The organism is Pontibacter locisalis (genome assembly GCF_042684605.1).
In the GTDB taxonomy this organism is placed as follows: domain Bacteria; phylum Bacteroidota; class Bacteroidia; order Cytophagales; family Hymenobacteraceae; genus Pontibacter; species Pontibacter locisalis.
The window spans coordinates 559,178-577,000 of sequence record NZ_JBHULU010000021.1; the positions used below are offsets into that span (position 1 = coordinate 559,178).

At 46.1% G+C, this 17,823-nt stretch carries 12 protein-coding genes; 8 read left to right on the forward strand and 4 right to left on the reverse strand.

Annotated elements, in window-relative coordinates; translation table 11 throughout:
* Nucleotides 1-6: 6 nt before the first annotated feature.
* Nucleotides 7-918 carry a DUF58 domain-containing protein gene (locus tag ACFSRY_RS16400; RefSeq protein WP_377510219.1) on the forward strand — a complete coding sequence of 304 codons (912 nt, stop codon included), beginning with the start codon at nt 7-9 and terminating at the stop codon, nt 916-918.
* Nucleotides 919-926: 8 nt separating this feature from the next.
* On the opposite strand, the gene ACFSRY_RS16405 is transcribed toward ACFSRY_RS16400, so the two are convergent.
* Nucleotides 927-2,522: a hypothetical protein gene (locus tag ACFSRY_RS16405; RefSeq protein ID WP_377510222.1), complete on the reverse strand. Its 1,596-nt coding sequence runs from the start codon at nt 2,520-2,522 to the stop codon at nt 927-929.
* 94 nt (nt 2,523-2,616) lie between these two features.
* Entirely contained in the window at nt 2,617-4,272 is a 1,656-nt protein-coding gene (gene pgi, locus ACFSRY_RS16410; protein ID WP_377510225.1) for a glucose-6-phosphate isomerase, read from the reverse strand.
* A gap of 242 nt (nt 4,273-4,514) precedes the next feature.
* Between pgi and ppsA the strand changes: the two genes are divergently transcribed.
* From ppsA to ACFSRY_RS16445, 7 genes are read left to right on the forward strand one after another with little or no spacing between them, the layout of a single operon-like run.
* Nucleotides 4,515-6,938 carry a phosphoenolpyruvate synthase gene (ppsA, locus tag ACFSRY_RS16415; RefSeq protein ID WP_377510229.1) on the forward strand — a complete coding sequence of 808 codons (2,424 nt, stop codon included), beginning with the start codon at nt 4,515-4,517 and terminating at the stop codon, nt 6,936-6,938.
* A 51-nt stretch (nt 6,939-6,989) separates the two neighbouring features.
* Complete coding sequence (locus ACFSRY_RS16420) at nt 6,990-7,172, forward strand: hypothetical protein (protein WP_377510232.1); 183 nt, start codon at nt 6,990-6,992, stop codon at nt 7,170-7,172.
* A 49-nt stretch (nt 7,173-7,221) separates the two neighbouring features.
* Nucleotides 7,222-10,050 carry a cation-translocating P-type ATPase gene (locus tag ACFSRY_RS16425; protein ID WP_377510235.1) on the forward strand — a complete coding sequence of 943 codons (2,829 nt, stop codon included), beginning with the start codon at nt 7,222-7,224 and terminating at the stop codon, nt 10,048-10,050.
* Nucleotides 10,051-10,092: 42 nt separating this feature from the next.
* Nucleotides 10,093-10,839, forward strand: coding sequence for an HAD family hydrolase (locus ACFSRY_RS16430; RefSeq protein ID WP_377510238.1), 747 nt, complete (start codon nt 10,093-10,095; stop codon nt 10,837-10,839).
* Nucleotides 10,840-10,844: 5 nt separating this feature from the next.
* Nucleotides 10,845-11,672 (forward strand): trehalose-phosphatase, encoded by an 828-nt coding sequence (otsB, locus tag ACFSRY_RS16435; RefSeq protein ID WP_377510241.1) that lies wholly within the window; start codon nt 10,845-10,847, stop codon nt 11,670-11,672.
* A gap of 1 nt (nt 11,673) precedes the next feature.
* Nucleotides 11,674-14,076 (forward strand): glycoside hydrolase family 65 protein, encoded by a 2,403-nt coding sequence (locus tag ACFSRY_RS16440; RefSeq protein ID WP_377510244.1) that lies wholly within the window; start codon nt 11,674-11,676, stop codon nt 14,074-14,076.
* A 44-nt stretch (nt 14,077-14,120) separates the two neighbouring features.
* Nucleotides 14,121-15,071: a 1-phosphofructokinase family hexose kinase gene (locus ACFSRY_RS16445; protein WP_377510247.1), complete on the forward strand. Its 951-nt coding sequence runs from the start codon at nt 14,121-14,123 to the stop codon at nt 15,069-15,071.
* A gap of 53 nt (nt 15,072-15,124) precedes the next feature.
* Here the strand turns inward: ACFSRY_RS16445 and fbaA are convergent, their stop codons facing one another.
* Both fbaA and ACFSRY_RS16455 read right to left on the reverse strand, forming a co-directional pair.
* A complete protein-coding gene (gene fbaA / locus ACFSRY_RS16450; RefSeq protein WP_377510250.1) occupies nt 15,125-16,201 on the reverse strand; it encodes a class II fructose-bisphosphate aldolase in 1,077 nt (358 codons plus the stop codon).
* Between the two features lie 111 nt (nt 16,202-16,312).
* Nucleotides 16,313-17,815 (reverse strand): exonuclease domain-containing protein, encoded by a 1,503-nt coding sequence (locus ACFSRY_RS16455; protein ID WP_377510253.1) that lies wholly within the window; start codon nt 17,813-17,815, stop codon nt 16,313-16,315.
* Between the last annotated feature and the right edge of the window lie 8 nt (nt 17,816-17,823).

The window sequence follows — 17,823 nt, forward strand, 5'->3', positions numbered from 1 at the left end:
CTGCCTATGAAAAAGCCCTTAACGTTAGCCGATGTGCAGAAATTCGAGAATATGGAGTTTCTGGCAAAGCAACTGGTAGAAGGGTTTATCACTGGCCTGCACCAATCTCCTTATCACGGATTCTCGGTAGAGTTCTCTGAGCATCGGCTTTACAATAGCGGTGAGAGTACGCGCCATATCGACTGGAAAGTCTTTGCCCGTACCGATAAGCTGTTCGTAAAACGTTACGAAGAAGAAACGAACCTGCGGTGCCACATGCTCCTGGATGTGTCACCCTCTATGTATTACCCTACTGAGAATAATGGCAAACTTACCTTTTCGGTTCTTTGTGCCGCTGCCTTAGCTACCCTTCTTCGCAAGCAGCGCGATGCCATTGGTCTGGTTACTTTCTCGGACAAGATTGAGCTGCAGACTCCTGTTCGTTCTACAGCCTCGCACCTGCACACGCTACTGCTCTTACTGCAAAAACAACTGGAGCAGAAACCCTTTGCCAAGGATACCAATGTTTCAGAAGTAGTGCACCAGATTGCGCAGCAAATTCCGAAGCGTTCCCTGGTGATTATCTTCAGTGACATGCTAAGCAAACAGGATGATAGTGAAGCCATCTTTGCAGCACTGCAGCACCTGAAGCACCAGAAGCATGAGGTGCTCATTTTCCATGTAATGGATAGGAAGACAGAGGAGGAGTTTGACTTTGCTGAACGTCCCTATGTGTTTGTAGATTCTGAAACAGGACAGGAACTGAAGCTGCAACCTTCGCAGGTGCGCGAGCATTATCAATCTGCCGTGGAGTCGTATAAAAAGGAACTGGCTTTGAAGTGCGGTCAGTATAAAATTGATTTTGTGCCGGTTGATATTAATGAGCCTTTCGATAGGGTGCTTTATTCGTACCTGGTGAAGAGGGCAAAAGTAAAATAACGAAAGAGTCAGTTGCCTTCCCTGTCGAAAGCATGAACCCTTACATCCCGGGTAGTTTTGTCTTTTGCCTCGGTTCCGAAAATAATCTCATTTCCCCGTTCGGTGTCATAGATCTGGGTGTATTTTTTCCAGCCCTGAACGCTGGAACTGTCCGTTATCACATCGGCCCCTAATCCTCCATATATCTTCACCATTATCCCTTCTTCAACATTTCCAGTAAGTATGAATTCATCATCATCTCCTAAGCCATAGAGCTTAATCAGTTCTGTTTGATTGCGGTAAAATATGCGATGGTAGAAACGTTTGGCAGGCACACCATTATCAGCTTTTCTGTAAAGACTCACTTCTGTCCTTTCATTATCAAGTCGCTTTACCACAAACCGCTCTTCCTGATCTGTGCCAGCTATTGTTACCGACTCAGCTAAAATATTATACATCTTAGTAGCTGCTTTATCCAGAAGATTCCGTCTTGATTTTAAATCCTGTGCCAGCTCTTCACCTATTAGGGAGAAAATCGGAGTAGGAAGCTGCTGTACAGCGTTTTCAATAACTTTGTCAGTTAACTGCTGTTGCATCTTCTTCGCAATAGATTGCCATTCGGATAATGTCAGTTCATTCAGCAAACGTTCATCCAGAAACCTTGAATTGATCATATAGGCTTTCACATCACTGAAATCATGGTCGAAGGAATGAAACTTACGGGCCATAATTTTGCTGGTGGCAATAGAGGGAATCAGTCCGTCTCCCATCTTCATAAATACCTGGTCACGGTCTCTGGGGATAGGTACATAGTAGGTGTCATGTCCATCTTTTCTTACGGCCCAGTCCCATTGACCTTTGTGTCTATCCCAGTCACCAATCAGCACGTCCAGGAGCCGGGCTCTGGCAAAGGCACGCTGGTCAAAATGGTGCGTATTTTCCTGAAAGCGCTCGCGCAAGGCATCATGTGAATCTTCAAAGTCAACAGCTTTAACAAATGGAGCTGTGAGGTCTACTTTTTCTTCATACTTCTCTTCGAGCATGAATACTTTTCCTCCTACATCTGAGGAGAATTCACCAAAACCGTTACCCTTTTTAGGAACATAGTACAGGGTGGGGTTTGTGTGATGTACGCCAACAGCCTCGGCTAATTCAGGAACAACAAGAACACCATATGGATTGGCAGCAGATATCTGATCCCGGAGTATGTTGCTCACAAAAGTAGGTTGCCAGAATTTGCTGACTACATGTATGGGATCTTTATCAACGGAGCGAAAGGCATACAGTCGTCCTTTGTCATCCTGGAGGTGAAAGCTGGTAGTCTGGTAGCCTCCTCCTTTTTTTATCACCTTTAAGCCGCCTGCTACAGAATCTAAATGAAAGACAGGCAGCTTTACGGGGGTACTCCAGATTTTACGGTTATGGTCGCCCCAAAAGAAGCGGTGAAATCCGCTACGGTCATAGTGCCTGCCGGCAACCACCCAGACACTGTCAGATCCTGAGGTAATTTTATACCTAGTTTCTTCAGGTTGAACCAAGGCGTCTTCCTGAAAAAAGTTGTCGTCGGCACAGCTGCTTAGCAGTATCATAACGAGCAACAGCAAGACCGGGCGCTTCAGGACCATCAGATTTAATTATTTTAAGGGGTGCAAGTTAAGAGTTTACTTTGCCGACTATTCATCATACGGAATATAAACTCTTAACTCATATCTCTTAACTCTATTTTGTGCGGTTCTTGTTGTAATAAGCAATTAATCCAGCCGTAGAACTGTCATGCTCTGCCTGTTTACCACTTAAAAGCTCCTCTTCAATTTTACCTGCTAACTGTTTGCCTAATTCTACACCCCATTGGTCGAAGCTGTAAATATTCCAGATCACCCCTTGCACAAAAGTCTTGTGCTCGTACATGGCAATCAGGCTTCCAAGGGAGAATGGAGTGACTTGATGTGGCATGATAGAAGTTGTCGGTTTGTTGCCTTCAAAAACTTTGTGCGGAGCCAGTTCAGAAATCTCATCATCGCTCAGATTACCTTTTTGGCGCAGCTCCTGTTCTACTTCCTCCTTTGTTTTTCCCTTCATCAGGGCTTCTGTCTGGGCAAAGAAATTAGAGAGCAGCATCGGGTGGTGCTGACCTATCGGGTTATTGCTCACAACAGGGGCAATGAAATCACAAGGTATCAAAATTGTACCCTGGTGAATCAGCTGGAAGAAAGAGTGTTGGCCATTGGTGCCGGCGGCTCCCCATATGACAGGCTGCGTCTGGTAATTTATCTCATCTCCGTTACGTGAGGCACTCTTGCCGTTGCTCTCCATGAGCAACTGCTGCAGGTATTCAGGCAACAGGCGCAGGTACTGATCATATGGTAAGACAGCGTGCGTTTCACAGCCAAAAAAATTAGTATACCAGATGCTCAGGAGTCCCATTAATACCGGAACGTTCTGGTGAAGTGGGGCTTTGCGGAAGTGCTTGTCCATGGCCTCGGCACCTTTCAGTAATTCTTCAAACTTTTCGTACCCAATAGCAGCTGCGATCGATAAGCCAATGGCAGACCATAGGGAATAACGGCCACCAACCCAATCCCAGAAGCGGAAGGTGTTTTCTGGGGCAATGCCAAACTCCTCTACAGCCTCGGTGTTGGTGGATAAAGCAACAAAATGCTTTTTGATATGCTCCTTTTCTCCAGCTTTCTCCAGGAACCAGTCACGGGAGGTGTGGGCATTGGCTAAAGTCTCCTTGGTAGTAAAGGTTTTGGAGGCAATGATAAAAAGTGTGGTTTCCGGGTTTAATTTACGCAGTACCTCGGCGGCATCCGTACCATCCACATTAGAAATGAAGCTCAGCTCGATATTTGGCTTTTGAAACTTCTTTAAAGCTTCTGTAACCATCTGGGGTCCCAGGTGCGAGCCACCTATGCCAATGTTCACTACATGGTTTATAGGCTTCCCGGTGTAGCCTTTCCACTCGCCGCTATGTAACTTATCACAAAAGACTTTCATCTGCTGGAGCACATCGCGTACCTCTTGCAGGGCATTTTCCCCTTCAACTTCAAGCTTCTCGTCTGTGAAATTACGCAGGGCCGTGTGCAGTACTGCACGTCCTTCTGTGGCATTTATTTTTTCACCCCTGAACATGCTTTCGATGGCAGCAGGCAGTTCCATTTCTTCTGCCAGCTGTGTTAGTAGTTTAATGGTCTCTGTTGTTATGCGGTTCTTTGAAAGATCGTACAGCGTATCCTCTACTTTATAGGTAAACTTTTCAAAACGCTTCGGGTCTTCTGCAAACATTTCGCGAAGGTGCTTCGGCTTAACCTGCTCAAAGTGTGCCTGTAGTTTTTTCCAGGCTTCAGTATGGGTTGGGGAGTAATTCTTCAACATAGTTTATTGATGTGGATGTTATTCCTGTCCGGGCTCAACTACTCTTATTTACCTCTTCGGGTTGCGCAGAATCTTTTTACCGGAGAGGGAGCTGTGACACGTCAGTCAGATTCAATTATCTGCAAAATAGTTATAATTCGCTTCAGTTACTTACTGCCCGGCTACTGTTACCAAATAATAACACCGCATTTTTGCTTTATTCGTAGTAAAAGTTTAATAAAAACATTTTATCTCGAATGCTTATGCCGGTATATGTAGAACCATTTAAAAAGTTAAACAATAAGGATACTGCTAAAGTAGGTGGTAAAAATGCTTCACTCGGTGAAATGATACAGCAGTTAGGAGGGAAAGGCATTCTTGTTCCAAATGGTTTTGCCACAACTGCGGAAGCCTACAATAAATTTCTGCACGATAACAACCTGGAGCAGCCGCTTCGGGCGTTACTCGACTCCCTGGACATTCACGAGTTTTCTAATCTGCAAAAGATTGGTAAAAAGGCCCGCCAACTAATTCTCAAAGCCAAAATGCCTGATGACGTTGCTACAGCAATACGACAGGCATACCGAGAATTAGAGCAGGAGGAAGAGGGATTGTCTGCAGTAGCGGTAAGAAGCAGTGCTACGGCTGAAGATTTACCCGAAGCAAGTTTTGCAGGCCAGCACGATTCCTTTCTCAATATCAGAGGAGCTGATAAAGTAGTAGAAGCCTGTCAGAACTGTTATGCTTCGCTATTTAACGACCGAGCAATCAAATACAGGGTTGATAATGGCTTTGAACACATGCAGGTAGCGTTATCGGCTGGGGTGCAACGTATGGTGCGCTCTGATGAAGCAAGTGCCGGCGTATGTTTTACCATAGCCCCGGAGAGCGGCCTTACTAGTGTTATTTTTGTTACTGGTAGCTGGGGCTTAGGGGATAACGTGGTGCAAGGCGCTGTTAACGCTGATGAATTCTACGTCTTTAAGGAAGGCCTCAGGAAAAACAAGCGTGCTATCATCTCAAAAAAGATGGGAGCTAAGGAGCAAACTATGGTATACGCCTCTGGTAAAGATAAAAATAGCACCGGAACGACAGCTGCTGCCAAAGCGGGCAAAAGTGACACAACCAGAAATATTCCTACTCCTCCAAAAAGACAAAAGCAGTGGGTGCTAAATGATGATGAAATAACAAAGCTTGCCAGATGGGCATTACTTATCGAAGAGCATTACGGCAAGGCCATGGATATAGAGTGGGCAAAGGATGGCAGAACCCAGGAGCTGTTCATCGTGCAGGCACGACCTGAGACAGTACATGGCAGCAAGAGGAAAACTACTATTAAAACATATCACCTCACTTCAAACGGGAAAGTAATCACTACCGGAAATGCCATAGGGGATAAAATTGCCGCAGGTAAAGCGCGCCTTTTACATTCTCCTAAAGAAACTGACAAGCTGCAGAAAGGCGATGTACTAATTACGGGTATTACAAATCCTGACTGGGACCCGGTGTTAAAAAAGGCCTCCGCAATTGTAACAGATAGTGGGGGAAGAACAAGCCACGCGGCCATTGTTGCCCGCGAGTTAGGTGCTGTAGCCGTTGTGGGCACTGTAAATGCTACCAAAAGTATAAAAGACGGGCAGGAGGTAACGGTTTCCTGTGCCGAAGGCGAGGAAGGTAAGGTATATAAAGGTAAGCTGGAATGGGAGGAGGATGAGATTGATCTGCAGGAGCTTGGCGAGCCTAAAACCCAGCCAATGCTTATACTTGGTGACCCGGAGCAGGCTTTTCAATACGCGATGTACCCGGTGGCAGGTGTAGGACTCATGCGACTGGAATTCATCATTAATAACAGCATAGAAGCACATCCTATGGCTTTGCTGAAGTATGATGAGTTAAAAGACAAGGAAGCAAAGAAGAAAATCAAAGCGTTGACCTCTAGCTATGAAACTCCTGCAATTTATTTTGTAGAGCGCCTGGCTCTGGCAGTGGCTACAATTGCAGCTGCTTTCTATCCACGGGATGTGATTGTCAGAATGAGTGATTTCAAGAGTAATGAGTATGCTAATCTACTTGGCGGTGTTCAGTTCGAACCGCAGGAGGAAAACCCAATGCTTGGTTTCAGGGGTGCCTCCCGTTATTACCATGAAGCTTACAAAGAAGGATTTGAGTTGGAGTGCCAGGCCATGCGCATGGTTCGGGATGATATGGGACTTACAAATGTGAAACTCATGATTCCTTTTTGCCGCACAGTGGAAGAAGCCAGGAAAGTGGTGGAGATAATGGCTGACCAGGGGTTAAAGCAGGGAGAGCAGGGGCTGGAATTATACATGATGGTCGAGGTGCCGAGCAATGTTGTTCTTCTGGAAGAGTTTGCTGCCATTTTTGACGGATTCTCTATTGGTTCAAACGACCTGACTCAACTTACTTTGGGTATTGACAGAGATTCTTCTACAATCAGTAAGCTATTTAACGAGCGTGATCCGGCAGCTGAAAAAATGATCTCAATGGCCATAAAAGCAGCCAAGGCTAATGGTCGGAAAATCGGGCTTTGTGGTCAGGCGCCAAGCGATTATCCTGAGGTAACGCAGTTTCTGGTGGAGCAGGGCATAGACAGTATCTCCTTCAACCCGGACGCGATTGCCCAAGGCATCAAAAATATCGTAGAAGCAGAAAGAAGAATTCGTTAAAGAAGTTGACGCAAATTCAAGTAAGGCTTCTACACCTGTAATTTGAAAAAAATGAAAGACAAAGAAGAGAACCAAAATAAGAAAACGGGTAAAAAGGGAGTATTACGGGAGGATGAAGGAAAACGAACACCTCCCGGACCAACAGGCTATATTACTGGCGGCGACAACAGAGCCACAAGGCCAGAGCAAGGGCCATATATTCCCCCACATGAGCGCACCGAAGGAATTCCCTAGGAGAGGCCCTGCTGCATCAGATCACTTTCCCTCAACGTAGTAAACAGCAATGGCCTTAGATCAGAAGTATCCCTTCCACAGTATTTCAGCAGAGGAAACCCTTGAAAAGCTAAAGGCGGGGAAAGAAGGCTTAACGCAGGAAGAAGCACAGCAGCGCCTGCAGGAAGTAGGGCCAAATGAGCTAACTGGTAAGGAGGGCATAAATCCTTTTATTCTGTTCCTGAAGCAGTTTAAAGACTTTCTTATCCTTATCCTGCTTCTGGCAGCAGGAGTGGCCTGGTACGCCGATCATATGGTAGATGTGTATGTGATACTCGGCGTAATCATGTTCAATGCTGTACTGGGCTTCTTCCAGGAGTACCGGGCAGAGAAGGCCATTCTTGCTTTAAAAAGCATGATAAAGCAGGAGGCAACGGTACTACGTGACGGCAAGGCAAAAACGGTAGAGGCAAGAGAACTGGTGCCCGGAGATGTGATCACTTTAGAGGAAGGCAACGGTATACCTGCTGATGCCCGCATCCTGTCCAGTAAAAGCCTGCAGACCGAAGAAGCTTCCTTAACAGGTGAGTCCCTGCCTATAGAGAAGAGCACAGAGCCTCTCGAGGAAAATACAAATCTGGGTGATCGTACCAATATGCTCTGGAAAGGGACTCATGTTGCGCGGGGTGCTGCCACCGCGGTTATAACGGGAACGGGGGCCAACACAGAGATCGGCAAAATTTCCAAGTCACTGGGTGATATCAAAACCACCTCCACCAATTTTCGAAAAAAAACGGAACGGCTCGGGAAACAAATGGCTGTCATATCCATTGTTACCTCCATTATCGTTTTTATTCTTGGTTACTATGTAAGAGACTTTGCTTTTGAAGAGGTGCTGCTAGTAACTGTAGCCACACTTGTTTCCTCTATTCCCGAAGGGCTGCCCGCCGTTATTTCCATTGTGCTGGCCATAGGAGCAAAGAGAATGGCTAAACAAAATGCCATCATCCGCGAGTTCACAGCTACTGAAATGCTGGGTTCTGTTTCCGTAATCCTTACCGATAAAACAGGCACGCTTACCAGAAGCATACTAACCGTGAAAGAGGTGTATTTAGGAGACGGTACAGCGCTAGAAGTATCGGGGAGCGGTTATTCCCTGGAAGGTGAGATAGGCAATAAGCAGGAGGAGGAAAATACTTCCGGCAATCCTGTTTTAGCTAAGCTTTTACTCGTTGCCGGAACCTGCAATAATGCCCGTTTGGGTGATGGTGCAAATGAGCAGAAGAAAAACAAAGGGAGTGAGGAGGAAAGTGAAGAACCGGAGGTTTCAGGTGATCCAACAGAAGTGGCGCTGCTGGTGTTGGCAAAGAAGGGAGGCGGCGTTGCGGATGAGCATGATGAGGTTGTAGAAGTGCTTGATGATCTTCCCTTTAATTCCGAACAAAAGTTTAGGGCTACACTGATTGAAAATAAGGGTAAGCGGGAAATATTAACAATAGGAGCCCCGGAGAAAGTGCTGCAACTGAGTACAAAAGTTCTGATAAAAGAGGGGCCGCAGGAGCTTTCGGAGGAATCACGTGGTCAGATAGAAGCCAGGATGGACGAGTGGGCAGACAAAGCGATGCGCGTGTTGGCACTGGGCTATAGAGAAGCGGAAGGTGCATCAAATGATCTGAAGGCGGATGATGTCCATGACCTGGTGTGGATAGGTATGACAGGAATAGTCGATCCGCCAAGGCAAGGAGTAAAGGAAGCTATAGCAGCATGTAAGTCAGCTGGCATCCGGGTGATGATGGTAACAGGCGATCATAAAAAGACCGGTGCTGCCATTGCCCGGGAAGTAGGCATACTGGAAACAGCCGAAAAGACGGGGGATTATCCAGATGCACTTGAGGAGAATGAACTGGACGTTGATGACAAAAGATTTGATGAACTGGTAGATAATGTATCTGTTTTTGCAAGGGTGAGCCCTGATACAAAGCTGCGCATAGCAGAACATATGCGGGACAAAGGCCACCTGATAGCGATGACTGGCGATGGCGTAAATGATGCCCCAGCATTAAAGCGTGCTGATGTTGGCATCGCCATGGGTATACGGGGAACAGACGTTGCCAAAGATGCTGCTCATATCGTGCTGTCAGATGATAATTTCTCAACTATTGTCAGAGCTATTCGCGAAGGCCGCATCGTATTCCAGAATGTACGGCAAACAAGTTTTTTCCTTCTCACTACCAACTTTGCTTTTGTGGCGGTGTTCATTATTGCCATGGCTATAGGCTGGCCTTTCCCGCTTACCGCCACCCAGATTCTTTGGGTAAACCTGGTGACAGACGGTGTAATGGAACTTGGATTGGCCGCTGAGCGTGGCCATGGTGAAATAATGAAGCAGAAGCCAGTTGTAAGAGAAGTGAATATCCTGGACAAAAGTGTAATACCCTATCTGCTCCTCATGAGTGTGGTAATGGTTGGCTTATCTCTTGCCACGTTTGCTTACTACCTACCAAAGGGAGATACAATAGCTCGAACAGGTGTTTTTCTGGTGATAGCCATGACACAGGTTTTTAACACTTTCAATATGAGGTCCCTTAATCGATCTCTCTTCACAATCGGTCCTTTCAGTAACAAGTACATAAACATTTGTTTTCTTGTATCGCTGGGGCTGCAGCTTATAGTTATTTACACGCCTTTATTAAGTGGTATTTTCCGGTTTGAAGAGTTACCTATTCTTGATCTTATTGTAATCCTGGTGTTATCTTCTTCTGTTATATGGTTTGCAGAAATTTACAAACGCATTCGCTTTGGGAAGCTTGAAGATGTAAGTCCGGAGGAAAAACAACTGGAAAGGACACGAGAGGTCAAGGATAGGCAGGAAATAGAAGAAGCCATAAGTGAGCGCTGAGCAATTGATGCCTTAATTTTTAGCATGTTTATAACAATACACATGGAAAAAAGTATAGAAAAGCTGTTAAAAGAAAGAAACATCAAAGCACTCATATTCGATCTGGATGGTGTGATAACGCAAACTGCACGTGTTCATGCACATGCCTGGAAAAGGATGTTTGACGACTATCTTGAGGAGCGTGGAAAACGAGAAGGGAAGATTTATAAACCTCTGCAAATAGAAACGGATTACCGCCAGTACGTTGATGGTATACCTCGTTACGATGGGGTGCGTAATTACCTTGCTTCCCGCAGTATAGTACTGCCGGAAGGTGCGCCTACTGACGAACCAGGCAAGGAGACCGTTGCTGGTTTGGGTAACCTTAAAAATTCGTACTTTCAGGAAGTGGTGCGGCAGGAGGGGGTAGATGTATACCAGGATACGGTGGAATGGCTGAAGAAACAACGGGGGAAAGGACTAAGAACCGCCGTGATCTCAGCTAGCAAGAATTGTAAAGCAATACTGGAGTCAGCGGGAATTGAGCACCTTTTTGAAGTGCGCGTAGATGGAGTAGTTGCAGTTGAACTGGGGTTAAAAGGAAAACCTGCGCCCGATGTGTTTCTGGAGGCCGCCAGGCAGCTGCAGGTGCAACCTTGGGAGTCTGCCATATTTGAGGATGCCCTGGCTGGGGTGGAAGCTGGCAAACAAGGAGGCTTCGCTTTAGTTGTTGGTGTAGACCGTACAAATAATCCTACTGAACTTTTAGACCACGGAGCAGACGTGGTGATTGAGAAATTCCCATCATAAGAACTATGAATAAACAAAACGAGAAGACTGTACAAAAAAGAGAAGCGAATGAACTGCCGTCAGCTTTAGAAGATATTTCAAACCTGCTCAAGGGTAAAAAGCCAGCTGTTTTCCTTGATTACGACGGTTGCCTGACACCAATTGTTAAAGATCCTGATAAAGCTTTCCTGGCTCCGGAGATGCGCGAAACTTTGCAGCAGCTAGCCAGGGTAAGTTTTGTGGCAGTGGTAAGTGGTCGCGACAGAGCTAACGTGGAAAACTTTGTGCAGCTGGATAACCTTTACTTTGCCGGTTCCCACGGCTTTGATATTTCCGGACCAAATAATATGCACACAGAACCGGGTGGAGCAAAAGAAGCCTTGCCTGCTCTGGAAAAGGCAGATAAGGAGCTGAAGGATAAGCTACAGGATGTGGAAGGCGCATGGGTGGAGCGTAAAAGGTATGCCATTGCCGTGCATTATAGAAATGTTGCCGATGATGACCTGGTAGAGAAGGTGAAAAAAGTAACAGCAGAAGTACTTCAAAAGCATCCGGAGTTAAAAGAAGGTTTAGGTAAAAAGATCATAGAGCTCAAGCCGAACCTTGACTGGCACAAAGGAAGAGCTGTACTGTGGTTGATGGATGAGCTAAAGCTAAACCAGCCGGAAATCGTGCCCTTGTATATTGGTGACGACATAACAGATGAAGATGCCTTTGCTTCACTTCAGGGGCAGGGTGTGGGAATACTGGTAGGAGAACACGATGACAGAACTGCCGCATCTTATCATTTGAAAGATGTGGAAGAGGTGAAGAAATTCCTGGAATCACTTACACATCATTTAAAGAACGAGTAGCATGCTTGATTGGGAGATTATTTACGAAGACTGGGTTCCTGAAGAACAGCCGCTAAGGGAAGCTCTTTGTACCCTGGGGAATGGGTACTTTGCAACAAGAGGAGCCTTTGAGGAGGCAGAAGCGGATGAAAAAGTGCATTACCCGGGTACCTACCTCGGAGGCGGGTACAACAGAGCAATCTCAGAGGTAGCAGGAAAACAGGTAGAAAATGAGGACCTTGTGAACTGGCCGAACTGGCTCCCCCTTACCTTCAGGCATGCAGGAGGTAACTGGTTCAGCCTGGAAAAGGTTGAGCTGGTAAAATTTTACCAGGAACTCGACATGCAGGAGGGGGTCTTACGGCGGGACATACACTTTAGAGATGTAGAAGGCCGTGAAACAAGATTAGTTAGCAGGCGCTTTGTAAGTATGGCTAACCCTCATGTGGCTGCACAGGTCTGGGAGCTTACCCCGCTGAACTGGTCCGGAGAAATTGAGGTTCGCACAGCTCTGGATGGCCGGGTAACAAACAGTGGTGTAGCCCGCTATCGCTCCCTTGAGAGAGAGCACCTTGAGCCCATAGGGGCAGACCAGTATGACGAGGAATCCATTTACCTTCTGGTACAAACAAAGCAGTCGAAAGTTCGAATGGCTCAGGCTGCCCGTACAGTTGTTGTGGCAGATGGAAAAAAGCAGGAGGTGGAGCGCCATTCAAGAGCAGAGAATAATTACGTAGAGCAGGTGCTAAAGATAACCTGCAGCCAAAATCAGCCCATAGGGGTTGAAAAGGTAGTACTCATTTACACCTCCCGAGACTTTGCTATATCTGAACCGCTGCAGGAGGCGTTGAGAAACATAGAACGGATAGTGAACTTTGAGCATCTGCTGAGTGCCAGTAGTCGCGCATGGAAGCGAATGTGGAAGCGGTGCGATCTGGAACTGACATGTAATAAAGAGGCGCAATCTGTGCTGCGGTTACATGTGTTTCACCTTTTACAAACCGTTTCACCCAACTCTATCGGGCGCGATGTTGGTGTTCCGGCAAGGGGACTGCACGGCGAGGCGTATAGGGGACATATATTCTGGGACGAACTGTTCATTTTCCCTTACCTGAACCTGCGCCTTCCAGACCTAACGAGGGCTTTGTTGATGTACCGTTACCGGCGTTTGCCTGAAGCACGATACGCGGCGCTGGAAGCAGGATACAGGGGGGCTATGTTTCCCTGGCAAAGCGGAAGTAATGGCCGTGAAGAAAGTCAGATCGTCCATCTAAATCCAAAGTCCGGACGTTGGATACCAGATAATACTTTTCTGCAGCGTCATATAAACGCGGCAATTGCATACAATGTGTGGCAGTATTATCAGGCCACCCATGATAAAGAGTTTTTAACTTTTTATGGAGCGGAACTGATTTTCGAGATTGCCCAATTCTGGTCCACCATTGCCATCTTCAGCCAGGAGAAAGGCCGCTACGAAATCAGAAATGTTGTAGGTCCGGATGAGTACCATACAGAATATCCCGGCTCTACCAGCCCGGGTTTAAACAATAATGCCTATACTAATGTAATGGCTGTTTGGGTGATCCAGTGCGCCCTGCAGGTTATTGAAACAATTGACCAGTCCCGCACTGAGGAGTTGATGAATAAGTGTTCCATTTCAACCGACGATGTGGAACGCTGGCAGCATATCAGCCAGCGTATGTATGTTCCTTTCATTGGCGAGAGTGATATCATCGCCCAGTTCGAGGGGTATGAGGCGTTACAGGAATTTCCGTGGGAAGCGTACAAGGAAAAGTATGGTGAAGCTATGCGACTGGACAGAATCCTGGAGAGTGAAAACAAAGATGTAAATGCTTATAAGGCCAGCAAGCAAGCCGATGTAATGATGCTGTTCTATCTATTTTCTTCTGAGGAATTACTGCAGCTTTTTACCCGGTTAGGTTATAATTTTAATACTGAAAGTATACCAGACAATGTTGCCTACTATGAGTCAAGAACTTCCCATGGGTCTACGTTAAGTAAAATTGTTCACTCCTGGGTACTTGCCCGTACTGACCGTAAGCGCTCCTGGGTAAACTTTGAGATTGCCTTGATGAGTGATGTGGAAGATGTGCAGGGAGGAACCACACCGGAGGGTATTCATTTAGGAGCGATGGCGGGCACAGTTGATCTAATACAACGCTGCTATACTGGCTTAGAGATACGTGATGATGTTCTTTGGTTTAATCCTGTTTTGCCGGAAGAACTTGGCTGTCTGAATTTTCAGATCCGTTATAGGAGCCATTGGCTCTCCTTACAGATTATGCAGGAGAAAATGATCATTACCCTGGATAGAGGGTGGACCAAAGATGTACAGATAGGCATGGATGGCAAGGTATACACTTTTAATACCGGTGATCATAAAGAATTTAACATTAAGAGATAAAACTATTGCTTTACAAAGGCAAGAAGAAACTTCAAAATCAGCATATGCACGAAATAATCACCATTACCCTGAATCCAGCCTTAGATAAAAGCACCCATGTGTATCAAGTGCTGCCGGAAAAAAAATTACGTTGTGAGCAACCCGTTTTTGAGCCCGGTGGAGGTGGTATCAATGTGTCAAGGGCAATAAAGAAATTAGGCGGCAAGTCCAGTACTTGGTTTCTAGAAGGAGGCCCGGCGGGCGAAAAGCTTTGTGAGTTGCTAAAGGAAGAGGGAATAGATTACTGGACGGTAAAGACCCGTAACTGGAGCAGGGAGAATCTGATGGTGATGGAAGACAGTACAGGCAATCAGTACCGTTTTGGCATGCCTGGTCCGGAAACACATGAGAATGAATGGAAGCGATGCCTGGAAAAGCTAGAAAATATGAAGCAGGATGAACTTCCTAAATATGTTGTAGCCAGTGGTAGCTTACCTCCGGGAGTGCCTGATAATTTTTACCTGCAGTTAGCTGAGATTGCAAACAAAAGAGGGTTTCGACTAATCGTTGACACATCGGGAGAGGCACTACTTAAGGCGGCAGGAGAGGGGGTATACCTGCTAAAGCCCAATTTAGGTGAATTAGCTGCTCTTGCTAATAAAGATCAGATTTCCGCCCTTGAACAAGAGGAAATAGCCAGGCAGGTGCTGGAGGAGGGAAAGTGTAAAGTACTGGTGGTATCGTTAGGGCCGCGCGGTGCTATGTTAGCTTCTAAGGAAGGTATAACCTATGTTGTACCGCCAACTGTGCCGCAAAAAAGTGCGGTAGGCGCCGGTGACAGTATGGTTGCAGGAATGGTGATGAGCCTGGCAAAAGGGTGCAGTCTGGATGAAGTTGTTCGGTATGGGGTAGCTGCCGGCACAGCCGCAACCATGACGCCTGGCTCAGAACTTTGCCGTAAAGAGGACACTGAAGAAATTTTCAAATGGTTGCAGGAACATCAAGTGCAGCTTTAAACAGGAATGGCGAAGGGTACCCTTCGCCATTCCTGTTTAAAGCAAACGCCAAGTTAGTTTCTATTATTTGCATTCAGGTCAGTAAATGCTTCTTTCAGGCGTTCAATAAAGTTGTTTTCTCCCTCACGTAGCCAAACTCGCGGGTCGTAATATTTCTTGTTTGGGGAGTCTTCTCCATCCGGGTTACCAATCTGGCTCTGCAGGTAGCCTTTCTTGCCTTCGTAGTAGTTGCGTACCCCCTCCCAGAATGCCCATTGCATATCTGTGTCGATGTTCATTTTAATGGCACCATACGAGATGGCCTCCTTTATCTGATGTTTTTCTGAGCCAGAGCCGCCATGGAATACGAAATTCACAGGGTTGGGTCCGGTTCCATACTTTTGCTGAATGTAATCCTGAGAATTTTTAAGTATCTCCGGGCGTAGCTCAACATTACCAGGTTTGTATACCCCATGTACGTTTCCGAAGGCGGCAGCAATGGTAAACCTGTCACTTACTTTTTTGAGTTCTTCATAAGCGAAAGCCACCTCCTCTGGCTGCGTGTAGAGGCGCGTGCTGTCAACGCCGGTATTGTCAACGCCATCTTCCTCTCCACCTGTAACACCTAATTCAATCTCTACGGTCATGCCTATGGCATTCATTCGCTTTAAATAGCTGGCGCAGGTTGTAATATTCTCATGAATGTGCTCCTCTGAGAGATCCAGCATATGAGAACTGTACAGCGGATTTCCGTGTTGCTGATAATACTTCTCACCGGCGTCTAACAAGCCATCGATCCATGGCAGGAGTTTTTTGGCAGCGTGGTCAGTATGTAAAACAACGGGTACGCCATAGGCCTCTGCCATCAGGTGTACATGCTGCGCACCGGATATGGCACCTGCAATGGCAGCTTTCTGGTTGTCGTTGCTGAGCCCTTTTCCAGCAAAGAACTGAGCTCCACCGTGCGAAAACTGAATGATTACAGGTGAGTTAACTGCCTTGGCTGTTTCAAGAACAGCATTGATAGAGTTGGTGCCGATTACATTTACGGCAGGAAGTGCAAAGTTATTTTCGTTGGCATATTTGAAGAGGTTGGAAACCTCTTCTCCATGAAGTACGCCTGGTCTGAATCTGGTTTTTGTTTCGCTCACATTTAGCTTCTTTAATTAATTTCTAGAGTTGAAATCATAATTAAAGCAGATTTAGCAGGAAATCAAAAGAAACAGGTGATAAAATAGCCTTTGATATTATCCCCGTAAGTATTATTCAAAGACTATCACTCTATCTTTATGTTTGCTTCTCATGTGCCCACGAATAATCTGCTGGATATCCTTGTTATCGTTATATCTAGTAATTACTTCTCTGAAATCAGAGAGCGAAGAAGCTGAGAAAGTCTCATCAATGAACCCGAACCCCAGGTAAATGCCGTGTTCCACTACAACCACTGATTTTTCTCCAGGTTCGCGACCTTTGCCCAGGATAACAAAACTGTTGTGCTCATACGTGAAGGAGTCTATAGCCTGCTCCACCCTTTGATTGTATTCTTCTGGAGATTCCTTGCCGATACAGGCCCCCTGGCACTGGTGTACCTGGTAATCAAAGCAGGCGCCGTTGGTTTTGTACAGGTCGCACAGCTTTTGGCAAAGGTTATATTTGGCTACTTTATGGAACAGGAATCCTTTTGCCTTGTAATGGTTAGAGAGTGCCACAAGCGGTGTCATACTCTTATCATCTGCCTTGTTCACGCTGCCAAAGGTCATACGTTTATAACCGTTGCTGTCCTCGTACACGAATATACCCGTGTTAAACACACTTCTGCGCTGCTGGCGGTTATACTGCGGTTTCATGCGCTTGATCTCAGCTGATTCAAACAGCAAAGCAACAAGCTCATTACCCATCAACTCGTAAGAAATGTCAGCTATGTTATTTTTAAAGTCAAGAGACTTGCGGCTCTTATAATCAATGTTGAAGTGCTGTATGACTCTTTTCTTGATGTTAATGCTTTTGCCAACATAAATTACCTCACCCTGCTCATTGTAGAAATAATATACGCCTGGTACCATTGGTAGAGCATCTACCTGTTCTTTGGAAATGTTAGGGGGAAGAAGTGAGGTTTTAATTTCCTGCTTCAGGGCCTGCGACGTCTCTGCAGCCATATGCATGTTTCCGTCTACAACAGGTCTGTTGATCTTGATAAGCTTGTCAAAAAGTTTAGCAGTGGCCTCAGCATCTCCAATAGCCCGGTGCCGCTGGAGCAATGGTATTTCTATGCTCTTACACAGCTTACCTAAACTATAGGAAGGAAGGCCTGGAATAAGTTTACGGCTAAGGCGTACGGTGCAGAGTGTTTTGCGCTGAAAGGTAAAGCCAAGATCGGCAAATTCCTTCTTGATGAAAGAGTAATCAAACCGGACATTGTGGGCAACAAAAACTTTGCCCTCCGTAAATTCTACGATTTCCTTGGCTACCTCATAAAACTTAGGTGCATCCTGTACCATTTCATCAGTAATGCCGGTTAGCTGAGAAATGAAGTATGGAATAGGACGCTGTGGGTTTACGAGCGTGCTGTATTTGTCAACTATCTGCTGACCGTCGTGAATAAAAATAGCGATCTCTGTGATCTTGTCTTGAGCAGGCTGACCGCCTGTGGTCTCAATGTCAATTATGGCGTACAAGTGGTTTGGATTTAGGTCCGTTACTTCCGGCGCACTGGCTGCTGCCAATGGCTCTACTCCTAAACCAATATTTTTAGTATTACGTTTCAAATCTGCAC

Excerpts from the sequence above, each read along its gene's own strand:
- ACFSRY_RS16440 (WP_377510244.1), top strand. The coding sequence starts at position 11,674 with ATGCTTGATTGGGAGATTATTTACGAAGACTGGGTTCCTGAAGAACAG.
- ACFSRY_RS16430 (WP_377510238.1), top strand. The coding sequence starts at position 10,093 with ATGGAAAAAAGTATAGAAAAGCTGTTAAAAGAAAGAAACATCAAAGCA.
- ACFSRY_RS16420 (WP_377510232.1), top strand. The coding sequence starts at position 6,990 with ATGAAAGACAAAGAAGAGAACCAAAATAAGAAAACGGGTAAAAAGGGA.
- ACFSRY_RS16405 (WP_377510222.1), bottom strand. The coding sequence starts at position 2,522 with ATGGTCCTGAAGCGCCCGGTCTTGCTGTTGCTCGTTATGATACTGCTA.
- ACFSRY_RS16445 (WP_377510247.1), top strand. The coding sequence starts at position 14,121 with ATGCACGAAATAATCACCATTACCCTGAATCCAGCCTTAGATAAAAGC.
- otsB (WP_377510241.1), top strand. The coding sequence starts at position 10,845 with ATGAATAAACAAAACGAGAAGACTGTACAAAAAAGAGAAGCGAATGAA.
- pgi (WP_377510225.1), bottom strand. The coding sequence starts at position 4,272 with ATGTTGAAGAATTACTCCCCAACCCATACTGAAGCCTGGAAAAAACTA.
- ACFSRY_RS16425 (WP_377510235.1), top strand. The coding sequence starts at position 7,222 with ATGGCCTTAGATCAGAAGTATCCCTTCCACAGTATTTCAGCAGAGGAA.
- ACFSRY_RS16400 (WP_377510219.1), top strand. The coding sequence starts at position 7 with ATGAAAAAGCCCTTAACGTTAGCCGATGTGCAGAAATTCGAGAATATG.
- ppsA (WP_377510229.1), top strand. The coding sequence starts at position 4,515 with ATGCCGGTATATGTAGAACCATTTAAAAAGTTAAACAATAAGGATACT.